This window comes from Dapis brunnea BLCC-M229, assembly GCF_050015995.1.
GTDB lineage: Bacteria > Cyanobacteriota > Cyanobacteriia > Cyanobacteriales > Microcoleaceae > Trichodesmium.
Map to the genome: position 1 here is coordinate 29,097 of NZ_JBNHEP010000307.1, position 24,440 is coordinate 53,536.

At 34.1% G+C, this 24,440-nt stretch carries 17 protein-coding genes and 2 pseudogenes; 14 read left to right on the forward strand and 5 right to left on the reverse strand.

Annotated features, from left to right (window positions below):
* Positions 1–495 precede the first annotated feature (495 nt).
* The 3 genes from ACP6PM_RS35250 (at position 496) to ACP6PM_RS35260 (ending at position 3,392) form a co-directional block, all read left to right on the forward strand.
* Positions 496–2,319, forward strand: a complete 1,824-nt coding sequence (locus ACP6PM_RS35250) for an ABC transporter substrate-binding protein (RefSeq protein WP_426591524.1) — start codon at positions 496–498, stop codon at positions 2,317–2,319.
* A 502-nt stretch (positions 2,320–2,821) separates the two neighbouring features.
* Positions 2,822–3,004 (forward strand): hypothetical protein, encoded by a 183-nt coding sequence (locus tag ACP6PM_RS35255; RefSeq protein ID WP_426591525.1) that lies wholly within the window; start codon positions 2,822–2,824, stop codon positions 3,002–3,004.
* A 19-nt stretch (positions 3,005–3,023) separates the two neighbouring features.
* Positions 3,024–3,392 (forward strand): hypothetical protein, encoded by a 369-nt coding sequence (locus tag ACP6PM_RS35260; protein ID WP_426591526.1) that lies wholly within the window; start codon positions 3,024–3,026, stop codon positions 3,390–3,392.
* 378 nt (positions 3,393–3,770) lie between these two features.
* On the opposite strand, the gene hetR is transcribed toward ACP6PM_RS35260, so the two are convergent.
* Together hetR and ACP6PM_RS35270 are read right to left on the reverse strand one after the other, a co-directional pair.
* Positions 3,771–4,676, reverse strand: coding sequence for a heterocyst differentiation master regulator HetR (hetR, locus tag ACP6PM_RS35265; RefSeq protein ID WP_293095843.1), 906 nt, complete (start codon positions 4,674–4,676; stop codon positions 3,771–3,773).
* Between the two features lie 1,172 nt (positions 4,677–5,848).
* Positions 5,849–6,097: a hypothetical protein gene (locus ACP6PM_RS35270; protein WP_426591527.1), complete on the reverse strand. Its 249-nt coding sequence runs from the start codon at positions 6,095–6,097 to the stop codon at positions 5,849–5,851.
* 367 nt (positions 6,098–6,464) lie between these two features.
* On the opposite strand from ACP6PM_RS35270, the pseudogene cysC reads away from it, so the two are divergent.
* From cysC to ACP6PM_RS35295, 5 genes and pseudogenes are all read left to right on the forward strand, one after another.
* Positions 6,465–7,004: pseudogene (gene cysC / locus ACP6PM_RS35275) on the forward strand (adenylyl-sulfate kinase); the annotation flags it as partial.
* Between the two features lie 23 nt (positions 7,005–7,027).
* Entirely contained in the window at positions 7,028–8,683 is a 1,656-nt protein-coding gene (locus ACP6PM_RS35280) for a polysaccharide biosynthesis/export family protein (protein ID WP_426591528.1), read from the forward strand.
* A 540-nt stretch (positions 8,684–9,223) separates the two neighbouring features.
* Entirely contained in the window at positions 9,224–9,871 is a 648-nt protein-coding gene (locus ACP6PM_RS35285) for a hypothetical protein (protein WP_426591529.1), read from the forward strand.
* Positions 9,872–10,170: 299 nt separating this feature from the next.
* On the forward strand, positions 10,171–10,428 hold the full coding sequence (locus tag ACP6PM_RS35290) for a hypothetical protein (protein WP_426591530.1): 258 nt from the start codon (positions 10,171–10,173) through the stop codon (positions 10,426–10,428).
* 338 nt (positions 10,429–10,766) lie between these two features.
* Entirely contained in the window at positions 10,767–13,160 is a 2,394-nt protein-coding gene (locus ACP6PM_RS35295; protein ID WP_426591531.1) for a GumC family protein, read from the forward strand.
* Positions 13,161–13,243: 83 nt separating this feature from the next.
* On the opposite strand, the gene ACP6PM_RS35300 is transcribed toward ACP6PM_RS35295, so the two are convergent.
* The gene (locus ACP6PM_RS35300; RefSeq protein WP_426591532.1) at positions 13,244–13,369 is read right to left on the reverse strand and encodes a hypothetical protein; all 126 of its coding nucleotides are present in this window, start codon (positions 13,367–13,369) and stop codon (positions 13,244–13,246) included.
* Positions 13,370–13,463: 94 nt separating this feature from the next.
* On the opposite strand from ACP6PM_RS35300, the gene ACP6PM_RS35305 reads away from it, so the two are divergent.
* The 3 genes and pseudogenes from ACP6PM_RS35305 (at position 13,464) to ACP6PM_RS35315 (ending at position 14,979) form a co-directional block, all read left to right on the forward strand.
* A complete protein-coding gene (locus ACP6PM_RS35305; RefSeq protein WP_426591533.1) occupies positions 13,464–13,583 on the forward strand; it encodes a helix-turn-helix domain-containing protein in 120 nt (39 codons plus the stop codon).
* An 18-nt stretch (positions 13,584–13,601) separates the two neighbouring features.
* Positions 13,602–14,471 (forward strand): annotated as a pseudogene (locus ACP6PM_RS35310) (RNA-guided endonuclease InsQ/TnpB family protein); the annotation flags it as partial.
* 238 nt (positions 14,472–14,709) lie between these two features.
* Positions 14,710–14,979, forward strand: a complete 270-nt coding sequence (locus ACP6PM_RS35315; protein ID WP_426591534.1) for a hypothetical protein — start codon at positions 14,710–14,712, stop codon at positions 14,977–14,979.
* 139 nt (positions 14,980–15,118) lie between these two features.
* Here ACP6PM_RS35315 and ACP6PM_RS35320 read toward each other — a convergent pair whose 3' ends face one another.
* Positions 15,119–15,241, reverse strand: a complete 123-nt coding sequence (locus ACP6PM_RS35320; protein ID WP_426591535.1) for a hypothetical protein — start codon at positions 15,239–15,241, stop codon at positions 15,119–15,121.
* A 329-nt stretch (positions 15,242–15,570) separates the two neighbouring features.
* Between ACP6PM_RS35320 and ACP6PM_RS35325 the strand changes: the two genes are divergently transcribed.
* The 3 genes from ACP6PM_RS35325 (at position 15,571) to ACP6PM_RS35335 (ending at position 21,671) form a co-directional block, all read left to right on the forward strand.
* Positions 15,571–16,938: an NAD-dependent succinate-semialdehyde dehydrogenase gene (locus ACP6PM_RS35325; protein ID WP_426591536.1), complete on the forward strand. Its 1,368-nt coding sequence runs from the start codon at positions 15,571–15,573 to the stop codon at positions 16,936–16,938.
* Positions 16,939–18,948: 2,010 nt separating this feature from the next.
* The gene (locus ACP6PM_RS35330) at positions 18,949–20,586 is read left to right on the forward strand and encodes an acetolactate synthase large subunit (protein WP_426591537.1); all 1,638 of its coding nucleotides are present in this window, start codon (positions 18,949–18,951) and stop codon (positions 20,584–20,586) included.
* 560 nt (positions 20,587–21,146) lie between these two features.
* Positions 21,147–21,671 carry a hypothetical protein gene (locus tag ACP6PM_RS35335; protein WP_426591538.1) on the forward strand — a complete coding sequence of 175 codons (525 nt, stop codon included), beginning with the start codon at positions 21,147–21,149 and terminating at the stop codon, positions 21,669–21,671.
* Positions 21,672–22,167: 496 nt separating this feature from the next.
* Here the strand turns inward: ACP6PM_RS35335 and dndD are convergent, their stop codons facing one another.
* The gene (dndD, locus tag ACP6PM_RS35340; protein WP_426591539.1) at positions 22,168–24,150 is read right to left on the reverse strand and encodes a DNA sulfur modification protein DndD; all 1,983 of its coding nucleotides are present in this window, start codon (positions 24,148–24,150) and stop codon (positions 22,168–22,170) included.
* Between the last annotated feature and the right edge of the window lie 290 nt (positions 24,151–24,440).

Consider the following 24,440-nt stretch of genomic DNA (forward strand, 5'->3'; position numbering starts at 1 on the left):
AACCGAATGAATCTTCTGATTCTAATCTTGAAAGTAGGGGAGTAGGGAAGTATTTTTCAATCTTTTCGGTGTATTGCCTCTATTCGACTTCCGACCCGTAAGTCAAAAATTTAATCACAGGCAAAGATACTAAATAGGTTATATATGATAGTGACTGTTTCTTAGACATCTGGTGAAAATTCAAAATCAAATCAATTATCATCCAGAAATTATCTATTCTTTCTTCCTGTTCCCAGTTAAGTGTTCCCTGTTCCCTCTTTTCCGGAGATGTCTCTTGTAATTCGATTGAAGTCTCATCATTTAACCAAAGTCTAAAAAATAGATAATAGATGGATAGCAAGCTTTATGTGGCACAATAAAAAACTTTGCTCACTAATTAAATGTTTTTAGTTACAGGTTTTTGAGTTGTAAACTCAAAATATAGTGTAGCGCTATAGTTTTGATCCTACCTATATAGTTTACTTACCTAAATCCTAACTGTACAATAAATATTCCATGTTTTCCCCAAATCACTTTCTCCAAAAATTAAATCATCAAAAAAATTGGCGTTTCATAGCAATCATATTAATAGTTGCCACCTTAGCGATCGCCTGCAACAACACCAAAACAACTACTACAACCTCAGAAATACCAACCACTCTCGAACCAGGAACTCTCGTTTGGGCTAGATATAGAGATTCCGACACCCTCGATCCCCACAAATCAACATCACCCTTATCTAGACAAATAATTGACCAAATCTACGACACACTTCTGGCCTTCGATGACCAAGGCAAAATTCAACCCAACCTTGCCAAAGAATGGTCAGTTAACGACAATGGCAAAGAATATACTTTCAAACTCAACGAAAATGTCAAATGCCATGACGGCACAACCTTTGATGCTAATGCCATTAAATTTACTATAGACAGAGCGATAGACCCCGAAACAGAAAATTACACCAAAGACAGTTGGGGGCCAATAGAAACAGTAGAAGTCGTGGATGACCTGACGGTTAAGGTGAAAATGACGGAAGCTTTTAGCCCTTTTCCCCGTTTTCTAGCCGACCCTTACTCTAGTATGATTTGTCCATCAGCCATAAAAACTTACAACAACAAATTTGGTATAGATGGAGTAATAGGTACGGGTCCGTTTCAATTTGTGGAATGGACTCAAGGGGAACAACTTGTACTCAAAGCTAACCCAAACTACAAAAATCATGGGCGACCTGTAGAAAATTCTGGTACTCCATATATTAAGAAGTTAGTAATTAAAACTATGCCAGAAGTAGAATCTCGTTTAGCTGCGCTAAAATCTGGCGAAGTACATTTAATTGAACCTCAAATAACAGAAGTTTATAATATCAAGCAAGACTCTAATTTAAAAGTTTATACTGCTGAAAATACTGGGCAGATAGTATTTTTTGAGTTTGTTACTTCTAGACCTCCTTTTAATGAAAAAAAGGCAAGACAAGCAATAGCTTATGGAATAGATCCAAAAAAAGCAACAGAGGAAGTATTCGCAGGTTTAGCTAAACCTTCCGAATGTGCGATCGCCGATGTTATGTTTCCTAATGATGAAAAACTTTGTTCGGAGTTTAGTATTAAACCAGACCAGGAAGAGGCAAAAACTCTACTAAGTGAACTTGGTTATAGTGAAGATAAACCATTAGAAGTAACTCTCCTAACTTGGAAGGGAGGAAACCGTGAGAAAATTCTGGAAAATTTTCAAACTCAATTAGAAGAAGTGGGTATAAAAGCTAATTTAGAAACAATGGATATTGGCAGTCTTAATGCCAGAATAAAACAAGAAAATAGTCAAGCAGAAGGCAATGGTGTTATTGATATGATGGGATGGTCTTGGTACGACCCAGATTTTCTTTATACATTGTGGAATTCTCCTAGTTGGATGGGAGGTTATCACAGTGATGAACTTGATAATTTATTGGTAGAAATGCGAACTGCAACTAATTCAAACGAACGGCAAGAAAAAGTTTTGGAAGTGCAGAAATATTTGTTGGATAATGCTGTGATGGTACCACTTTATAGTCCTGGTTGGATGTGGAATTATGTTAGTAATTCGGATGTGGAAGGTTTTAAGATTGGAGTTTTTAATCGACCTCAATTTAATGATGTAAAATTATCCACTGCTACCGATCAAAAAGAAGCAGTTAAGTCTCCTGAAAGTTCTGAAAAAGAAGAAGTAGAGCAGCCAGTTAATTCAGAAGAAAATCTAGAAAATAAAGATGCTGTTTCTGAAAAAGAAGCTGTAGAGCAGGAAGTTAATTCAGAAGAAAATCTAGATAAAAAAGATTCTGTTGCTTCTCCAGAAAATGAATAGGAAGTATAAATTTATCCTTCCCTTGATCTAAATAAATAATTATTGAGTTCTCAAATCTCCTCAAATATATCAAATCTAATTTTTATAGGTCTCGTAATCTTTAATCTGGTTACGAGACTTGATTTATCAATTAAATAAACAGACTTTTGGGGAAATTAGTTTAATTGATGAATATATAGGATTTCTCAAGTTAGTGAAGTAGAGTTATTTTTCTTCTTTTCTATTTCCACCAAACCCGAATTACTACTCCCTCGGACCTCCGACCTAAAACATAGGAAGTATAAATTTATCCTTCCCTTGATGTCAATAAATAATTATTGAGTTCTCAAATCTCCTCAAATATATCAAATGTAATTTTTATCAGTCTCGCTATCTTTGCTCTGGTTACGAGACTTGATTTATCAATTAAATAAACAAACTTTTTCGCAAATTAGTATCAGTCTAGTAATTACCAGAAGCATCCAGAAATTTTTTACAAACTGATAATAGTGCAGAAAGAGAAATGATGAAATATATTTTGACAGGTTTCCGAGAATTACTACCAGAACAAGAACAAGAAAATCTATCTGACGAAATAATCTCTAAAATTATTGAAATTCATCCTCCCCTTGGTCTGAAAAAGCAAATTACAGCGAATTCCAGGTTGATGAGGTACAGTAGCACTAAATTTTTAAATAGTTTTTGAAGTATCGAATAAAGTTTTCATGTCTTTAATCAAATCTACTATAATCACTTTACCACACTTACATGGAATAGGCTGTATTTATTTGGATAGTTCTATTAACCCCGAACTCGATCCACAGAAACTACCTAAATATCAAACAGTACAAAAAGCAGATATAAATGAACTTTTGGATCACCTTGGTCATTGTCTAACTTCAGTCAAAAAATATCCACAAGGAAAAATTCCTGAAAATGAACGAACAAAATTTTTGAATAATCAAGTTATTGGTTTCTTTTATAGCGAATTAAAAAAATTAGTTGATTCATTAAATCCTGAAAATCTTCTAGAACATTTAATTAGTTACCATGAAGCAATTTACAAACCTATACCTTCTGTTAAGCAACTTTAGCAAGATACAAGATTTTTCAAGGGATAAAATTTTTTTCTGGTTACAATAAATCGACCCTGCTATTAAAATTGGAGTATTAGTACAATTTTTTTTTAATTAAAACAGAGATTAAATCAAATTTATAGATGTTAATTTTGAATATATTTTAGAAGTTTTAAAATTTATAAGTAGTCGTGCAAAATAAATTTCCTAACTTAGGAAGGTACTCATGCAAGAAGTAAAAGGCAAGAGAGGATTGGTAGTATGTGTAATTAATTTTGCATAGTTATTTATCAAACAAAATTAGGAAAAAACCTGATAGTTAAATTCTAATTACTATAAATCAGGAGTTAGAAGTTATTCTAGCTCCTAAGCCATCAAAGCTAGCAATTAATTAGACTAATCATCCTTTGGGCCAAAAACCATCTGCACCACCATTTGTTTTCCACCTTGTTCATGATATCTATCAGCCCAATGTCTAATTATTTCATCTAACTCTTCTTTAGCCTGTTCAAAGTGATCGGGAGAAATATCAAACTCCTCCAAAATACGCATTACCTTATTACTATAATTCTTTTCCGCCCAGTCCTTCATCAGGCGGAAATAGCGAGCTGTCTCCTCGACCATTATATAAGTCCGTTCTTCTTGATCCTCTGGGGAATAAGAAGAACGAGTTAGAGCATAAAAAGGCATTCCCCAAGGAGAATCTATCTTAGTTACCGTACCAGAATAAATTAAACGACGCTTGATATGTTCTGCCAAAGCTTCACTCAGAGGCATCCGGCGTTCAGGTGGTAAATCTTCCTGAGAACGCCTATGCAAGAACTCAATTAACTCCATAAATTGAAAAGAATTAATCAATCTAGCATCAGGCATATTTAAAGGAAGTTTAGTTTCGATATATCGCCTCTCCTCTGTAGTAAGATTAGTACCAGGAAGGCGAGGACGACCAGGACTCCAAGGATATTGTTCTAACCATACATAGGGAAACTGAATCAAGTACCGAGGTTCTTGAGAACCCAACATTTTCAGCAATTTGCCCTTTGTTAGTGCTTCTTCTACTTCCTGCACAATCACTTTAACCCGTTTAGGTTCGATGTGATGCAGATGTCCGGTCATGCGGAGATTTTGACCTTGTTCAATATAGGTCATATAAATCGCACACTTAGCTGCAGTTGCGGCTGCATCTAAAAAAGCCCCATGACGATGCCCACTCGTCCTCATGGCACTAAATGCTAGATATAACATAATCTGATCCATAGCGCTGGGGCTAAGGCTATTAATCAGATCGGTATCGCTTTTCATTATAATCCCCAAAATAACAAAAGTAAGGAGGTATTATATCGTCCTCCGTTAACAATTAAAAATATGCTGGCTATGATAATATTTCAATGCCAGGAAGTCAGTCAGCCATAACTGTTACACTAACCAAGAGCACGAATTACGCAAAATTTTGTGTTATAAGCTAGCTGCGGTGTAAAGTTAATTGTTAATTATAACACACCCTACAGTTAGACTTGATGCACAAGTTCTAAATATATCTATCTTTTTGATATTTTTTCGCGTTTGGTGTGAGAATAGTAACACGAATTAACCGTGCGAATAGTTTGTTATTCTAGTAGATTTTTGCACCCTGTGTACTGTTTGCTGACACATATGCTTAATAATAGCATAACATACTAAATTAATAATTTGACATAGTATCTTGCCTGTTAGCTCCAGAGTTAAAGTTAGGGAAACTCCTCTGAAAAGAGGCAAGAAGCAGCCAAGGAGATTATCCTGCTATGGCAGATTCCCGATCCATAGAACTTATACCAAATTCATGCATAGGAAGTTACATCTTAAATTTATGATTTATTCCTACAAGAAAAAATTATAAATTCCATAAATTGTAAAAATAAAACATTTTTTCCTCTTTTTTTATTCTTTTTTTCTTTCCCAGTTAAGTGTTTCCTATTCCCTGTGTCATGACTGTAGCAATATTTTATGAAATTGGTATTACTTAAATTAAATACCTTGCCATCTCTCGTGGAGGAGATGGTTATTTCCCCAGGTATTTGCTTCCCATATCAAACGAAACCTATACCTCAGGGTACAGTTTAACCAAGGACAAACTTTATAAGTTCAAAATTATCAGTCAAATAACTACTACTACTCAGTGGAAGTAATACATTCAAAATTGAAAAATCAAAAGTATTAATTGGTAAGGCTTTGAAGATTTTGTAACTGACGGGTTATTTTCACCACCCTGTAATAAGTTTTTAGAGCAGTGGAATACCTTATCCCCTTGTTGAAATACTTCAATGAAGATAAGTCTCCATTGAAGAGCAAGGGTTTAAACCAAAATTTTAGGTAATTTTTCACATCATAATGTTCATATACTATGGAACATACAAGCAACATTCTCAATCTAAAAGCTCAAACAACTTTGACAAAAGTCCAACTTCCTCCTGAAACTTAAAAAGTAGGAAACAGCTTTAGCGTCCACTACCACGATGAGGACAAATTTCCTGATGATCTAGCCCAGAAGTACAGATTGTGCTTACAAAATTTCTCCTGTTTCTTGGCATACGGGGATTAGTAGGCCCGCTTTGACGGGTTTGAGCAGAGCTTCTGAAAAATGTTGCAGATAATTCAAGTTCATTTCCAGTCATTAGAGCTTGGCTACTAGGAGCATTAGCAAGTAATAATAAAAACGAGAAAACGATCGCTGTATAACTGTGCATAGGTCATATCCATGTAAGAGTATCTATTCTCTGATACGGATATTGAGGATAAAATCAGGATACTTAACAAATAATTTGTTAGTTCAATATATAGAAAAGGGTGTGACGGATAAATATATTAAAGTGGGTTTACTCCCAAAGCAGATGTAAAGCTAAGACTTAAATCAACCTACAGATTCTCAAATTAAAAAGTAAAATTCAAACTATACCCGTGATTATTGTCCGGTGTTTTAACCATCACAAGTAAACAGAAGTATTCAGAGATTACTGGCCTAATCTCACCGATCCCTGCCGAAAAATTTACTTACAAAAGATTCTACTAATTCACTAATTGAAGTAGAATAGATATTTAGTAAAAACTTACAAAAATCAAACTCAAATGGAAAAAGGATTCATTCTCTGGTTTACAGGGTTAAGTGGAGCTGGTAAAACAACTATTAGCAAAGTTGTGGCAGAAAAATTAAAAGAAAGAGGTCGGAAAGTAGAAATATTAGATGGAGATATAGTCAGAGAAAACTTATCAAAAGGGTTGACTTTTAGTAAAGAAGACCGAGATATAAATGTCCGGCGAATTGGATTTGTCGCTCATCTCCTAAGTAGAAATGGAGCAGTAGCAATTACTGCCGCAATTAGCCCTTATAAAGTAATACGAAATGAAATTAGAGAAATGGATGAGAATTTTATAGAAGTTTATATAAATGCACCTTTAGAAGTATGTGAACAACGTGACGTTAAAGGGTTATATGCTAAAGCTAGGGCTGGAGAAATTAAACAGTTTACTGGTATTGATGACCCTTACGAAGCACCAGACAATCCAGAAATTACTTGCTACACAGATAAAGAAACTTTAGAGGAAAGCGTAGCTCATATAATTAGTAGTCTAGAAAATTTAGGTTATTTGACCTAAAAAATATAGGGAGGGAATGAGCAATGAAGCAGCAAAAATCAAAAAATCAAGAAGATGTAATTAGCAAAATATTATCTTTATCCAAAATTTTAAGTTATGGAACAATAGTTATATTATGCAGTTGCTGGGGAGTGTCATATTCTGTACAAGCTCAACCCCTCTCTGAGAAAGACCAAACAACACCAGAAACCTCAACCCTACCAAAACTAACAGAACCTTTGCCTAAAGGTATAGATGCACAACCGTCTCTGCTAGCTCCACCCCCAGAACCAATATTGATTCCTGAACCAGAAACACCCTTACCAGACTCGAAAGGATATACACTTGGCCCTGGCGATCGTGTTCAAATAGACATCTTTAACGTACCAGAATATAGTGGGAAAAATGGCCAACATCAAATACAAATTGATGGGACTCTCAATCTCCCATTAATAGGTAATGTCTCTGTTGAGGGAATTACCTTAGATAAAGCCAAAGAATTAATTCAAGAAAAATACGGCGAATATCTACAAATACCTATAGTTAACCTAAATCTATTAGCAGCACGTCCATTAAAAATAGCGATCGCTGGAGAAGTTCAACATCCTGGTTCCTATACAATTTCGCCGATAGTGAGTCAAGGGGGTAATAGTAAAAGTGGGACTCAACTACCTACAGTTACTAAAGCATTACAGGTAGCGGGTGGAGTAACAACTTCAGCAGATATCAGACAAATTAAAATTCGTCGCCTCCAACTCAACGCCTCAGAACAAGTAATCAACATCAACTTATGGGAGCTTTTGGAAAGTGGCAACTTAGTCCAAGATATTTCTTTGCGGGATGGGGATACTTTATTTGTCCCTAGTATTACAGAAGTTAATCCAGTTGAGTCAAATCAAGTAGCAAGTGCCAATTTTGCTGGTACTAATACTCAACCTCTCAATATTGCAGTTGTTGGAGAAGTAGCACGACCTGGTCCATATATACTAGAAACAAATATTGACCAAAATCAACTTTCCGCGACGGAAGAAAAATCAGACTCTAGTGAAGCAGATAGCAATATTTCACTGCCTCAGAATACAAAGTTGCATACTGTTACTAAGGCAATTAAAATGGCGGGAGGTATTACTTCGGCAGCAGATATTCGCCAAATTAGGGTTCGTCGGCTAACTCGTGCTGGTACGGAGCAAATTATTAAAGTAGACCTTTGGCAACTTCTTCAAAGTGGTGATTTAAGTCAAGATATAGTTTTACAATCAGGAGATACAATTTATGTGCCAGTAGCAGATGAAGTTAACTTGGATGAGTTAGCTGAAGTTACTGCTTCAAGTTTTTCTCCAGGTAATCTCAAAATTAATGTTATTGGGGAAGTAATTAAACCTGGAACAATTTTTATAGCTCCTAATAGTACACTTAATCAAGCTTTGTTAGCAGCAGGAGGTTTTAATCCAGCAAGAGCAGAAACAAAGGATATAGAACTGATTCGTCTTAATCCTAATGGTACAGTTACTCGGCGAAAAGTAGAAGTAGATTTTTCGGCAAAGGTTAATGAAGAAACTAATCCAGCTTTGCTAAATAATGATGTAATTATAGTTGGTCGTTCTGGTAGAGCAACCTTTACTGATAATGTTGGAGGTGTTTTAGCTCCTTTTGGTCCAATTAATAGAATTTTAGGGATATTTTTTGATATTTTTAATTAATTTAGTAGCTGGAAAAATTGGTCAAATTATTGCTAAAAATTTATATCAGGGAAAGAAAAAATTTAGGGAAGGTTGCTTTGGTGTATCTGGTAATGAAAAAAATAATTTATTTTGCTTCGCTCTTATTTATTAGAATTACAGAAGTTTTGTGGTCTATCAGGTAATAAAGTTTCAGGACTTTAGAGAATAGGGAAAAATGTGCCCTCCCTCTTAAATTTTTCCTTATTGTTAAACTTAGGTATTCTCTAGTTATGTTAGTTCCCAAATCGACCTATCCTCTACCTAATTAAAAAAAGTTAGTATAGCAAATTTTTTTAAACAGGTAGAATAAACGTTGTACATAAATATAGTCATATATAGTCAAATAATGTCAAATATTTTGGTTTATTTGTAGTAACCAGATAGTAAATATTTGACAAAATTTAATAACTCTTGACCTGATGTTTAATGGTACAATGAAATTGGCTCATAATTGCCTACTCAATAATTATAAAAATTCCGAACTTCTCAGAGCATTTAGTAATTTTAACCCCTTAATTTATGAGATTAGTTGAGAGGCATATTATTCAAAAAAATTATAGGTTTTATGCTGAAATTGACGGATTGTGTTTCTTGTCGAAAAATCTCTATAACTATGCTAATTATTTAGTTCGTCAGTCTTTTATATTTGATAATATTAGTCTTTCTTATTATGACCTGCAGCGTCAACTCTCTACTCAAGTAGACTATAAAGCAATGCCAGCTAAAGTCTCTCAACAAATCTTGATGATTTTAGATAAAAACTGGAAAAGTTTTTTAGCAGCGAACGAAGTTTATAAACAGAATCTATCAAAGTTTAATGCTCGTCCATGTCTGCCTGGATATAAAAATAAAATAACGGGAAGAAATCTTGTAGTTTATATGACACAAGCTATCAGCAAAAGACAACTCAAACAAGGAATTATTAATCCCAGTTTTACTGGGATTAATCTAAAAACATTAGTACCTACTTTACAAATTAAACAAGTTCGTCTCGTCCCTAGACTTAATCATTATGTAATTGAGGTGATTTATGAGAAATGCGAAAAACAATACGAGCTAGAAAAAAATCGTTGTGCCAGTATTGATATTGGGTTAAACAATTTGGCTACATTTTCATGTCGGCGACAGCCGAAACTTTTAATCAAGCCGGAATCAAACCGCTCTTGATAAATGGCAGACCGTTAAAATCTATAAATCAATACTATAACAAAATATATAGCTTCCTAAAATCTCAACTCCGAGAAAATCAATCAAGTTTGAGACTGAAAAAGCTTTGCAATAAAAGAGAATTTAAAATAAATGATTATCTTGCGTATTGCATCTCGTTTGATTATTAATACCCTGATTAAAGAGAAAATAGGAACATTAATAATAGGGCACAATGAAGACTGGAAGCAGAATATAAACTTAGGGAAAAAAAATAATCACGCATTTTGTCTGTGTTCCCTATAAGCAGGTTAATAGAAATGTTATCTTATAAAGCCTTGATGGTAGGAATAGATGTAATTATTACAGAAGAATCTTATACCTCCGCATCAAGTTTTATAGATAATGATTTGATTCCAGTGTACAAGAAAGGCCAGAAAAATCAAGTCACTTTTTCTGGAAAAAGAGTAAAGCGATGCAGCGCGGTCTTGGGGAGGCAGTGCGGTCTTGGGGGTTCCCCCCATGAGCGACTGCATCAAGACAAAGAGGTTTGTATCGTACCGCCAGCAAAGAATTAATCAATGCTGATGTGAATAGTTCTTTGAACATTATGAGAAAAGCAGCTCCCTTTTGTCTTTGACCATGGGATAGAGGAGCCAGTGCGTTGGGCGGTTTCCCCGACTTGAAGCAACTGGCGTGGTGTTGTAGTGCCTCTTTCAGAGGAGCTGCGCTAACACCCAGTTAGGGTAACACTTGCAAAATAAGGATTAGTCATATTTGACTATATTTTTATCAACTATTCTTGACAAGATTATTATTATATATAAATGGCACGTCTGGTTAGGATATTATTAAATTATCTTACCTGAATCATAGCAATAACTTTATTTTTTACTTTTAACTTTTGACTTTAACTATGAATATGGAACCGGAAAAAACTTCTCAGTTATCTTTATCTAATCATCGCGGTAAACTGGTAGACTCCAAGAGAAATTTTCCACAGAATCAATATATATATGAGGCTGAGTTTCACAAATTTGAAGAAAAGCCATCTCAAAAAGAAAATAAGATTTGGAAATTAATATGTCATCGTTTTTTCTTGATTTTTAGTGTGACAACTGCCACGACAACTGGAGCATATTTTTGGAGTTTAAATCAAATTCCTATATATCAGGGAAAATTTCAAATATTAGTTGAACGAGTTATGGTTAAGAATTCGGCTAATAATCAATTAGGTACAGATGAAAAAATATTAAGTACAAATTCAGCAGAAGATTGGGAAAAACAAGCAGCAAGAATTATTTATGGTATGGATGAGGAAAGAATTGCTTCAGTTGTCAATCAAAATCAAGAGAATAGCAATTATATCTTAGATTATGAATCACAAATTCAAGTGCTAAAGAGTCCGCAAATTATGCAGCCAATAATTGTGGAAATTCAAAAAGAGTATCCAGAAATTAATTATAATTTTCTGTTTGAGAAACAAAAAACTCAATTTTTCAGTGGGGAAAAACTGAAAATTCAAAGGTTAGGTGATACAAAAATTATAGAAGTTAGCTATAAGGACTCAGACCAAAATAAAATAAAGTTTGTATTAGATAAACTGGCAGAAACTTATATTAAATATGGTCGTGAAGATAGTCAAACTAAGACTGATGAAGGGTTGAAATTTGTTGAGGAACAAATTCCTAAATATCAGCAAATAATTAAAAAACTCCGACAGGAATTGCAGCAGCTACAACAAGAGTATCTGTTTATTAATCCCGAAATTAAAAGTCAAGAAATAGCAACAGAAAGGAATCAAATTCAATCTCAAAAACTAGAAAATAAAATATTGCTTGACCAACAGCGATCGCTCCATACTATGTTGCAAAGTCAGTTGGGAATTAATCCAGAAGAAGCTCTGATAGCTTCAGCTTTAAGTCAAGCGCCAAGATATCAATCATTATTAAATCAATTACAAAAAGCAGAAACAACGATTGCTCTAGAATCAGCTCGTTTTAAAGATAAAGCACCTCAAATGCAAGCTTTATATAAGCAGCGAGAAAAATTACTGCCTTTATTAAATCAAGAGGCAGAAAAAGTTATTGGCAGAGATATAGAAGAAGTAAGTAAAAAGGCTTTAGCTTTTCAAGACTCTGTTCGCCTAGAATTAATTCACAAAATGATATTAGCTGCAAATCAAATAGAAGTGATGGAAGTTAGAGGTAAGGTATTGGATGAAGCTGAAGCTAAATTAAATGAATATGCTGAAAAAATGCCAGAAGTAGTAAGGCGTTACACGGAAATTCAGCAAGAGTTAGAAATCTCAAATAAAACGATTAAAGAGCTTTTAGAAAAACAACAGATATTACAAATAGAAGTAGCTCAAACAAAATTACCTTGGGAATTAATTTCACCACCAGAATTACTAAAAACTCAAAACGGTGAGTTGGTAATATTATCTCCAAATATGTTACTAAATCTTGCTCTAGGAGGTTTGACAGGATTAGTATTTGGAATATTATTGGCTCAGTTGGGAGAGAAATTTAAGCAAGATGTTTTTGAGACACCAAAAGAAGTTAAAAAATCTATTGGTTTGCCTTTGTTAGGAGTAATTCCTATACATGAACAAAGAATGTGGATGAATTATGAATTGAAAGAAAATAAAAGTTCATCTTTGGTTTTATATCCCTCAGCTTTTCAAGAAGCTTTCCGTACTTTAAATGCTAATATTCGTCTATTAAATATTGAAAATCCGATTAATTCTCTCGTAATTAGTTCTGCTTTACCAGGAGATGGTAAATCTACAGTAGCAGGTCATTTAGCTCGCGCTGCTGCTGCTATGGGTCAACGGGTATTATTAATAGATGCCGATCTGCGTTGTCCACAAATTCATAATATGATGGGATTATCAAATCAGCAGGGCTTAAGTAATGTAATTATTGATGGTACGCCAATAGAAGATGCTATTCAGCGATCGCCTGTGGATGAAAATCTGTTTGTCTTAACTTCTGGACCTATTCCACCAGACCCAACAAAAATTTTGTCTTCAAGGCAAATGCAGCAATTAATTCAAGACTCAGCTAATACTTTTGACTTAGTGATTTGTGATACTGCTCCATTATTGGGAAGAGCTGATGCTAATTTGTTGGCAGCTTGTACTAATGGATTATTGTTAGTAGTGGGATTGGGCAAAACGGAGCGAGAAGCTTTAAGTTTAGCTCTGGATGATTTGAGTATGGCAGGTATACCGATGTTGGGAATAGTTGGTAACGGCGATCGGGTTGATTCTTATTATCAACGATATTATGATTATGAGTATGTTTAGCTACATTATTTAAGAAATTAAGCAGTTTTCACCGAAAAAGTGGGTCTGAAGCCTCGCCCTTATAGGGGGACTTTAATTCTGGATTAGGTTAAATCATCAATCATTTTTTCTGCTATTTGTGTCATATTTTTTTCCCTTATTAAAGCATATAATTTTAACTTATCTAATCTCTTACTTGATAGCCTAAATTTTAATGTTTTATCTTTCATAAAACTCCAAAATGTACGCACAAATATATTATAATAGAGATATAGAAATAACCATACGATGTTAATTTTTATGCAGTAATTAAGGTCGAAAACATTGAAAGCAAGATATAAGTATAGATGCTATCCAAACCTTATACAACAAATTAATTTAGCGAAATTATTTGGATGTACAAGAGTAGTTTGGAACGATGCTTTAGCTCATTGTATTCAATAGTTTAAATCATCAAAGAAAAAGCCAAGTAATGCTGAACTACAAAAAGTATTTATTACTCAAGCTAAGAAGACAATTGAAAGAAGTTGGTTAACCGAAGTATCAGTAGTTCCACTACAACAATCATTAAACGATTTGCACCAAGCTTATCAAAACTTTTTCAATTCAGTTACAGGTAAGCGTAAAGGAGTAAAAGTTAAACCTCCAAAATTCAAGAAGCGTAATTCAAAACAGACAGCTAGATTTAGTTTGAGAGGATTTAAGCTAGGTCAAGATAAGGTATATTTAGCCAAGATTGGAAAGCTTAAAGTACATTGGTCAAGACCGTTACCATCACCTCCATCATCAGTAACAATAATTAAGGATTGTAGGGGCGATTCGCTCTTCGCCCCTACTAGATATTTTCTGAGTTTTGTTGTAGAAACATCTGCTGATTTTTCACCTAAAACTGAAAGTTATATTGGTATAGATTTAGGGATAAGCACATTTGCCACTTTAAGCAATGGCGAGAAAATTAATGCACCAAAACCATTAAAGAAAAATCTAAAGAAATTAGCCAAATTTCAACGCAGGCTTGCCAAGAAAATACCAGGTAGTAAACGTAGAGAAAAAGCTAAGTTAAGGGTGGCTAAATTACACGCCAGAATTAAAGATATTCGTACAGATTTTCTGCATAAATTGTCAACTAAACTAACTCGTGAATATGACACAATAATATTAGAAGACCTTAATGTTTCTGGCATGATTAAAAACCGTAAGTTAGCTAAAGCAATCAGCGACTTAGGATGGAGGCAATTCAGGACTTTAACTGAGGCTAAATGCCAAAAATATAGTAGGGAATTTAGAGTTATTTCTAGGTGGGAGCCGACAAGCCAAAAGTGTTCTCATTAATGAAAAATAGTTATTTTAATCTTTCGTTTCGTATTTTAAGTTTAGATATAAAAATATTACTCGGTCAAAAGAAAATTTTTCTTTCTTTTTTGGGTTTATTTCACCTCTAGGATTTTTCTCAAATGAAGAGAAAAGAAAACTTAAAGAAACTTTTATTTTAAAAATAAAACTTGATAAAGAGTATAATGGTTCAAAGCCAAATATTGATAAAGCTAAAAATATAGTTAGTCAAAACAATTTGGATAAAGAACCTCATATTCAAGGTCTTCTTAATGATAGAGAAGGAGATAATCATGCTAGGAAGTCGTATGTAAAACTAGAGTTTTTTAGAGAAATATCATCAGGTTTGGAAACAGTATCCTCCTTAGTAATTCCTGATATTTTTACTGGTTTAACAGAACAAGTAAAATTCGCAAAAGCATTGCGTAAATTCATTATAGAATATGAGGTCCAATACCCTGGATATGAGCCTTCTATGTTCAAAAAAATAACCGAACAAGTTTTATAAAATTTGAAAATTTGAGTTTGGTTACTTACTGTAAAAAAAAACTTTGAATATAGAAAAGCTAGCTAGTTATTTGCCTTTAGATTATTAGATAAATAGTAGTAAAATCAAACTAAATAGAAATAGGAAAACTCTAAAAAAATTAATTAATAACTACTCTCCAAGCATAAGCACCAGAGAGTATAGAGAGGGTTTGATATTTTGGAGAGAAAAAATGGCGATCGCCTCCCCATCCTACAGGAAGGCTTAATCTTTTATTGAACACTACTCTCCATTTTAGGTATTTGTGTTGATAATTAAAAAATTGTAAAAGATAGTTACGAATTAACTGGTTTGGCTAGTCTTACCAACTAAGATGGAATAGAAAGTTAAATTCAGTCAAAAAAAAATTGGCAAAACTAGATTAAATTAACATCCAGGGTGAGAAAACACAATAAGTTAAATTACCCAAAGAGTCAGTGCTAAAAAATTAAAGTTCTTATGTTTCTTGCATAAAAACTTTATAAGTAAAAATCTATTGATATTCATAAGTATTGAAAGTATTCAATTTTGACTTATGAAAGGGGGAATTTGTATTTTTGAGGAGAAAAAAATATGGCGATCGCTACAATTAATCCTGCAACAGGAGAAACAGTAAAAACTTTTGAACCAATCACAGATACAGAGATTGAAACAAAATTAGAATTAGCAAAAATAACCTTTCATCAATATCGTCAAATTCCCATGACTCAACGTGGGGAATGGCTATTAGCAGCAGCCGACATATTAGAGAAAAATGCCGAGAAATTTGGCAAAATAATGACCCTGGAAATGGGGAAAACTCTAAGTGGAGCGATCGCCGAAGCTAAAAAATGTGCCTCAGTCTGTCGGTACTACGCAGAAAAAGCAGCCGAGTTTCTGGCTGATGTCCCTGCAAAAACTGATGCTAGTAAATCATTTGTTCGTTATCAACCAATTGGCCCAGTGCTAGCGGTCATGCCCTGGAATTTTCCCTTTTGGCAGGTTTTCCGATTTGCAGCACCAGCTTTAATGGCAGGCAATGTGGGATTATTGAAACACGCCTCTAATGTTCCTCAATGTGCCTTAGCTATTGAAGAAATTTTTAAAGAGGCAGGTTTCCCAGAGGGTGCTTTTCAAACTTTATTAATAGGGTCAGATAAAGTAGCGGGTATTATGGCAGATGACCGAGTAAAAGCAGGAACTTTAACTGGCAGTGAACCTGCAGGTGCAAGTTTAGCAGCAACAGCAGGTAGAGCTATTAAAAAAACAGTTTTGGAACTTGGAGGTAGTGACCCTTTTATAGTCTTGGAAAGTGCCGACCTAGAAGCGGCAGTTTCTACGGCAGTTACAGCTAGGATGCTAAATAGTGGTCAATCTTGTATTGCAGCTAAACGTTTTATCTTGGCAGAGGCGATCGCTGATGAATTTCAACAACGTCTGGTAGAAAAATTTGAGGCTTTAAAAGTAGGAGACCCTATGTTGCCAGATACTAATGTTGGTCCGTTGGCAACTCCATCTATTCTTCAAGAGTTAAATGCTCAAGTACAAGCTTCTGTTGAGAAAGGAGCAAAAGTTCTCACAGGGGGTCATCCTTTATCTGATCTTCCTGGAAATTTTTACCTACCAACAATTTTGGCTGAGATACCAATAGATTCCCCTGCTTATCAGGAAGAATTTTTTGGTCCGGTAGCTTTAGTATTTCGAGTTGCTAATATTGATGAAGCAATAGAATTGGCAAACAATACACCTTTTGGGTTAGGTGCAAGTGCATGGACTACAGACACACCAGAGACAGATAGGTTAATATCAGAATTAGAAGCGGGTGCTGTTTTTATCAACGGTTTAGTTAAGTCTGACCCACGTCTACCTTTTGGTGGAATTAAACGTTCTGGTTATGGTCGGGAACTTAGCAGGGAAGGAATTTTGGAATTTGTCAATATTAAGACTATTTGGGTTAAATAATTACAGGACTTACGCAAAGAAACAATATATAGCGTCTACTAATTTAGGTGATTGCTAGCGCAAAGCTCGGCTTTTCATGTCGCGCAGCGTTTCATGTCGGCGACAGCCGAAAAGCGAAACGCTTAAAAAATTATAGCTATCCCCGAGCCTTGCTGATTCTAAACAATCCATAAAAACTTAAATAACTCTCATTTTAATTGTCAGATATTTGAGTTCAGATACGCTTATATTTTGATAATAATTGATGTTTCAGTTGATAAATAGTTTTTCCCACATGGATTTGCAATTTTTTTCAAATGATTCCAGACCAACGCAGCACAAGCAATATGATTTTTGGGAATTTTTGCCAGACGACATTGACAAAACTCTAGCCCTGGCGCATTTTTTAATTCTGGTGTGAAACTCCCCAATTTTTCATCTAGGCGCGAATCTCAAACTCAACGTCATCCATACTCTCCGAATTACTGGCTTTGGTTGTATATTTTATTTTTTGGAAGTCCCTAACTGAATGATGTTAGAATATAAGTTGTCTGTCAGAGACTTCTATGAAGATTTGATGAAGATCAAAGAGAAGTTTGATGAAGATTTGATGAAGATGTGAGAAAGAATAGTTTTTTTGTCTTGCAATTTCCCATAAAATCAAAATAAGATATAACCAGATCGACAGGAATTACGCAACGACACTAATTGTAGTGACAATATCCAGAATAATGCTGGAATTATACACTATATATATATGGTACTGTGTAAGTCCTGAATTAATTAGATATTAGTAATAGAACGTCTATTCAAGCTAAAGTTGTAGGTAAAAAGACTTCCGACAATACTTAGTTTATCAGCTTCTTACCAGTTACCTTGGCTACAAAATAAATCTAGATGGGCTAGTAGTCATAACAATTACCTAAAATATTGCTGTACTTAGATTCTTGATTTCTTAATCAGGGTAATTTTTTAAGTCTGATTATGATAGTATTAATACCTAAAAATTGGTATTAGATGTTGAGTTTGAGATAATATTTACTAAGTAGACTTTCTGTATCTATATCCCTTTTTATTTACCTAAGACTGTTTCATGTATCACCGTAAAATTAAAAATTTTCAGCTTGAAAACTTTTGATAGTTGAGGGAAAGTTCGTTTTTTATTGATTAATAAAAACTCTTCCTACTTTTTCCTGGAATAAAAACACTAAAAGAATCAAAAAGTCTTACTTTTATCTACCTTGAAAGTTTTTCTGTTTTCTGGAAAAGGAACGGCGGGGATGATACAAATTTTAGTAAATCAACTAACAACTTAGAACACACCTGATTAGATTTAATCTATTACCTAGAAAAAATTGGTAAATAGCAAAAAAATATTTATCAAATTTTTTATCTCTAAATCAAGAGTTTGATTTCATTTCTAAAGTTAGACTTATTTAGTTGAATAGACTTCTCCGAAAATTAATTCAAATCTTTGTAATTCGAGTAAAACTTAGTTTCTGGAAATGTCTAATAATTGAAAAAGGAATCAAATAGAAGAACAGTTGGATATTCCTTAATCATTTATTATTGAAGAAAGTTACAGGTTTTAGGTTATACTAAATTAAAATGAAGCTCCAGAGAATAAACTTTCAATCATAATTGATTGTAGATAAAAACCAATAAATAAATTAATTTCATAATTAATTGTAGCTTCAGATAAAATTGGTATTATACTAGGCGCGATAAATATTTACTACAAATCCCTCCTGCCTATAACCAGAGTTTTGTAACATTATTTTTTGAAAAATGAATGGAGATTCAATCTGCAACCAATTTTAGACACTATGAACACACTGGAGTTAATAACCCAATTGCTCTTGTTAGTGTTATAACAGGTTTTTTCAACACCTAAAACCTTTAGAGCATAGCAACAAAAAATACTCGAACAAGCTTTTGACGATTACCGCAACTAAACCCCATTGTTACATTTGAAAATGTTGATTTTGATTTAGTTTTTAACTACCTTTTATAAAAGGAGAAAAATAAAAAATGAACACTGCAGAATTATTAGTAAAATGCCTCGAAAATGAAGGTGTAAAATATGTATTTGGATTGCCTGGAGAAGAAAATCTAAATATTCTAGAAGCTCTGAAAAATTCTTCAATCCAATTTATTACTACCCGACATGAACAGGGTGCTGCTTTTATGGCAGATGTCTACGGTCGTCTAACAGGAAAAGCAGGAGTTTGTTTATCAACATTAGGTCCTGGTGCGACTAATTTAATGACTGGTGTTGCTGATGCTAATTTAGATGGGGCACCTTTAGTCGCAATTACAGGTCAAGTTGGTACAGATAGAATGCACATAGAATCTCACCAATATTTAGATTTGGTGGCGATGTTTTCTCCAGTAACTAAATGGAATGCTCAAATTGTTCGCCCTAGTAATACACCAGAAATTGTCCGCAAAGCATTTAAAGTAGCTCAACAAGAAAAGCCTGGTGCTGTTCATATAGATCTACCAGAAAATATTGCTGCAATGTCTGTAGAAGGTAAACCTTTGAATCGAGATAAGCGGGAAAAATCTTATTCTGCTTATCAGAGTATGACCGAAGCAGCAGTGGCAATTTCTAAAGCAAAAAATCCTGTAATTTTAGTTGGAAATGGAGCGATTCGAGGAAATGCAAGTGAAGCTTTGACAGAGTTTGCTACACAATTAAATATTCCTGTTGCTAATACTTTTATGGGTAAAGGTGTGATTCCTTATACTCATCCTCTATCTTTATGGACGACAGGATTACAACAACGGGATTATATTAGTTGTGCTTTTGACCAAACAGATTTGGTTATTGCAGTGGGTTACGATTTAATTGAATATTCACCAAAAAAATGGAATCCTCAAGGCGAAATTCCGATTATTCATATTGGGGCAAAATATGCAGAGATTGATAGTAGTTATATTCCCATAGCTGAAATAGTTGGAGATATTTCTGATTCTTTGAATGAAATTTTGCGACGCTCGGAGCGCATAAATCAATTAAGTCCGACTGTATCAGAAATTAGAAAAAATATGCGCTCTGAATATGAGGGATATGGTAAGGATAATGAGTTTCCAATTAAGCCTCAAAAACTAATTTATGATTTGCGTCAAGTAATGGGTCCGGAGGATATTGTCATCTCCGACGTTGGTGCCCATAAAATGTGGATTGCTAGACATTATCATTGTGACCGTCCTAATACTTGTTTGATTTCTAATGGATTTGCTGCAATGGGTATTGCTATTCCAGGAGCGATCGCTGCAAAATTAGTTCATCCCAACCGTAAGGTTGTGGCAGCAACAGGGGATGGTGGGTTTATGATGAATTGTCAAGAGTTGGAAACTGCTTTACGGGTGGGTACTGTTTTTGTAACTTTGATTTTTAATGATGGTGGTTATGGTTTGATTGAGTGGAAACAGGAAAACCATTTTGGCAAGTCTTCTTTTATTAAGTTTGGCAATCCTGATTTTGTTAAGTTTGCGGAAAGTTTTGGTTTGAAAGGTTATCGAGTGGAGTCTGCTGTTGATTTAATTCCTACTCTGAAAGAGGCTCTTGCTCAAGATGTTCCTGCTGTGATAGATTGCCCTATTGATTACCGAGAAAATACTCTTTTTAGTCAAAAATCAGGTGGTTTAAGTTGTTCTATTTAGTTATTAGTTAGTGATAAGTTTGAATAGGAGATTTTTCTAAAATTTATGATTGGTTATTACTAAGTTGCTGAAAAATAATGGAGAGTTGGAAAGTTTCTATATTTTCTACTTAGCTAAGCTAGAAAATATAAACTTTTCAACTCAATTATGACAAAATTAATAGGGAAAGTTTGTTATGAAATATAACTGAAGTCAGAACTTATATCAAGTAACATTAATTAAACCCTGTGTAGGGACGTTGCATAAGGGCGTCTCTAGCAGGTTGGAGAAATATTGTTTATTACAGTTATTTAATGAGACATGATATTAGATAGGAGAGTTGTCAGATTGCCGACCTAGAGATGAGAGATATTTTTTTCTATGGTGTTTACTTACAAAATTGATTAATTTTGTTTGGTATAATCTACCTAAGTACAGGAGTTTGCAACTTAATGTAGTACTACTAAATATTATAAATTCTTTTGCTAACTTTTATTACTGTACTTTACAGAGTCGCAAAATGCTGTAAGATATTTTATTTATAAGAAAATTTTAACTTGTGTATTATTAACTTATCAGTTATGAATAAAAACTATAGTGCTATAGTAAAAAAGATTATTATCGGAACAAGAGAAGCAGCTTTTTTATTGGGTATTTGTTGTCAAAGAGTCAGAGTTCTACTTTCCCAAAAGAGAATAAAAGGGGCTTACAAACACAAAGGATTTTGGCAGATTCCTCTCTACAATAAAATGCCTGTTGTAATACCAGGCACTAGAGGTCCAGAAGGTGTTTGGTGTAAGAGACTCCGAGAGAAACCTACAATAATTCATGTCAATCAACAGAAAATTAAGGCTAATGGTAAAAGAATTAAAAATGATCCTCAAATGACCCCGGAGCAATTGATGCCAGTAATCGCCTTAAAACAAACTAATCGTAACGATTTGGGTTATCAGATGGAAATAGATGGCCCTTGTCGTATTGTTTATAAACCTTATGACCCCTTACCTTGTGGTGCTCATTTATGGATTGAGACTTATTATCCGGTGCAGTTTGTCGATACTAAGTTTCAAACTGTGACATCTAGGCAAGCTTATAAATATGTTTAAAACTACCACTCTAGAATAAAATTTTAGCAATTATTAGTCAGTTTATTAACCGAAGTAGATTGCTATTAATTTTCTAATATACCATTATAGGACTCTGTTTCGAGTAAATATTCGTAAGCGATCGCCTCTAAATTCTGGATATTTTCTATTTCCACCTGGACAACTTCAGTTGAAAAAGTAGAGAAAAAAAAGTGGCTTACCAAAAGTATCATTTTTTGAGATTTGTCTGATTATTTTGAGAATCAGATTCCAGCAAATATTCTTATTGAATCGCCTTTCAATTCTGAATATTTTCTATTTTTACCTAGACAACTTCATTTGAAAAAGTAGAAGTCAAAAAGTGGCTTACTAAAAATACCCTTTTTTGATATTTTTCTGTTTTTTTTGAGCATCATATTTGAGTAAATATTCGTAAGCAATCGCCTCCAAAATTATGAATATTTTCTCCTCCTACCTGAGCAACAAAGCCTTGAAAAAGTAGAGAGAAAAAAGCGAGTTACCAAAAGTATCCTTTTTTGACATTAGTCTGATTGTTTTGAGAATCATATTTGAGCAAATATTCGTATTGGATTGCTTCTAAATTACGGAGATTTTCTACTTCTGATTTGCCAACTTCAGTATCAGTAGATAAGAGAATAACTTGATGACTAGCAGCAGGGAAATAACGTTCAACTAAGTTTTGACGATGAGAAGAATCTAATCTCCCTAAAGGCGTATCAATAGCCACAGGTAAACGTCTACCAGAAACCCGTGCTAAACCCCATAAAAAAGAAATTGCCAAAAGCTGTTTTTCCCCTGCAGATATTCGATGTTTAGGAAGAAGTTGCCCTTGATTATCATAGAGAGAAAGAGAAAAATTATGAGTATCAATAGCCACGCTATGAACTAAGTCTGATTTATGTAAAAGATAACGGAAACATTCAGTAACTTCTATCTCTAATTTATTCAGCTTTTTCAGGGTTAACTTATCCTTAAATAGCTGTAAAGTCTGCTTAACTTTTGCAGAAGACTCAATTATATGTTGAATATTGTGACGTTCCATAGTTTCATCAGTATAATTAAACAATTCTTTCTTAGTTTCATTAATCGCATCGTCCAACTTTTTACGATCGCGTTTACTATTTTCACAAGCAACTTGTACCCTTGCTAACTCAGTTTGTGCCTCTTGCAAAGCAGTTGCCAAAATTTCATAAGCTTCCGGGGATGCTGCAATTGCTAATTGCTTTTCCAGAATATCCATTTCCACTTCCAAATCTTTCAGATGAGTTAAACGTTCCTGAGCATTTTTCAGAGAATTTTCAATCTCATAGCACAACAAATTTTCCAGTAAAGTTAAAGCTTCTTCATGAGCAAACAACCAAGGTTCGTTACCTTGATTAATATCCTCTTTCAGCGTCAAATTTTCTTGATTGAGAAACTCTTCAATTTTGCTAACTTTATCAGTAGGAATAGATAAATTATTCAGATAATCAAGTAGACGTTTATCTCTTTCCTGAAAAGCATCCAAAGCAATTTCTGCTTCGTGGCGTAAAATTTCTAAATCACTCTGAGAACTTGCTTGTTCCAAAAGGGGAGAAATTAAAGCTAGAGGTAGAGCACCCCCAGCAAGTTCAACCATTTCCTGACGAGCATTATCCATATCTAACTCTATATCTTTAAACTCTTGTTCTAACTGACTCCTTTCCCCAGCAATTTTTCCTCCTTCAGAAACAAATTTTCTCATGGCTTTTTTTTGCTTTTCTGTAGCTCTTTTTAATTGCTTTTCCAAATCTGCCAATTTTTCCGTAGCAACTTCTAAATCTGTTTTTTGCTGATGGAGTTTTTGTTCAATTTCCTCTAAATTTGCTACTTCTTTAGTCTTAGTAAGTTGTTTCTTTTTCCGAGTCACCAAAATATCTAAATCTGCTGCGAGACGTTCTGCTAATTCTAATCCTAATAATGACTGAATCGCATCTACTACTAAAGGTGGTGGTGTTTCTAGTTCAGCTAATTCTTTTACCTGTTCTCCATCAAAGAGAAATAGATTAGAAATTCCCAAAGGTAAGAGATTTTCTATATATTCATCCCAGGCATTTGCCAAGTAAGAATCAGGCCATTCACCATCAAGAATTCCCAGACTATCTTTGCCGTCTTTAGGATTTTTTTCCCAGGTACGAACGATACGATATTCTACAATTTGGTCATCTTGAATATGTTCAAAAGCTAATTCAATACGAGTTTTTTCTGTAGGGGGAGTATTGCGGTTTACACATTGAGAAAGAAAGTCGCCATAAGTTAAATTTCCCCTAGTTGAACATTGAGCGCGATGACCGTAAAGTGCGAGGCGAATTGCATCTAAAAGAGTAGTTTTTCCTCCTCCATTCATACCTCCAAATAAGATTATAGGACGGGGGCGATCGCTAACAGTAGGGCGAAGGTTTATTGTTTGTTTACCGGAGTACGGTCCGAAATTTTGTAAGACGAGTTCTAGGAAAATCATTTTAGTTTTTTTAGGGAGTAGGGAGAAAGCTAGTGGGATAATTAACTTAATTTTTTTGATTCTTAGAATTTATCTTTTTTCCCTAGGAGATAAGTCTGACAAAGAGAATTTTCGTCTCAAGCAACAGAGAATTTTTGCCTTTGATTTAGACTCGGAAAAATAGAGGTTTTCCAGATATGAGTTTTCCAGATAAATTTTCATCAGTTGTCAGTCATTGTTGAATTTTTTCTGTAGAAGATAATTCTGAGAAATATAATTTTCATCTCAAGCAACAGAGAATTTTTGCCTTT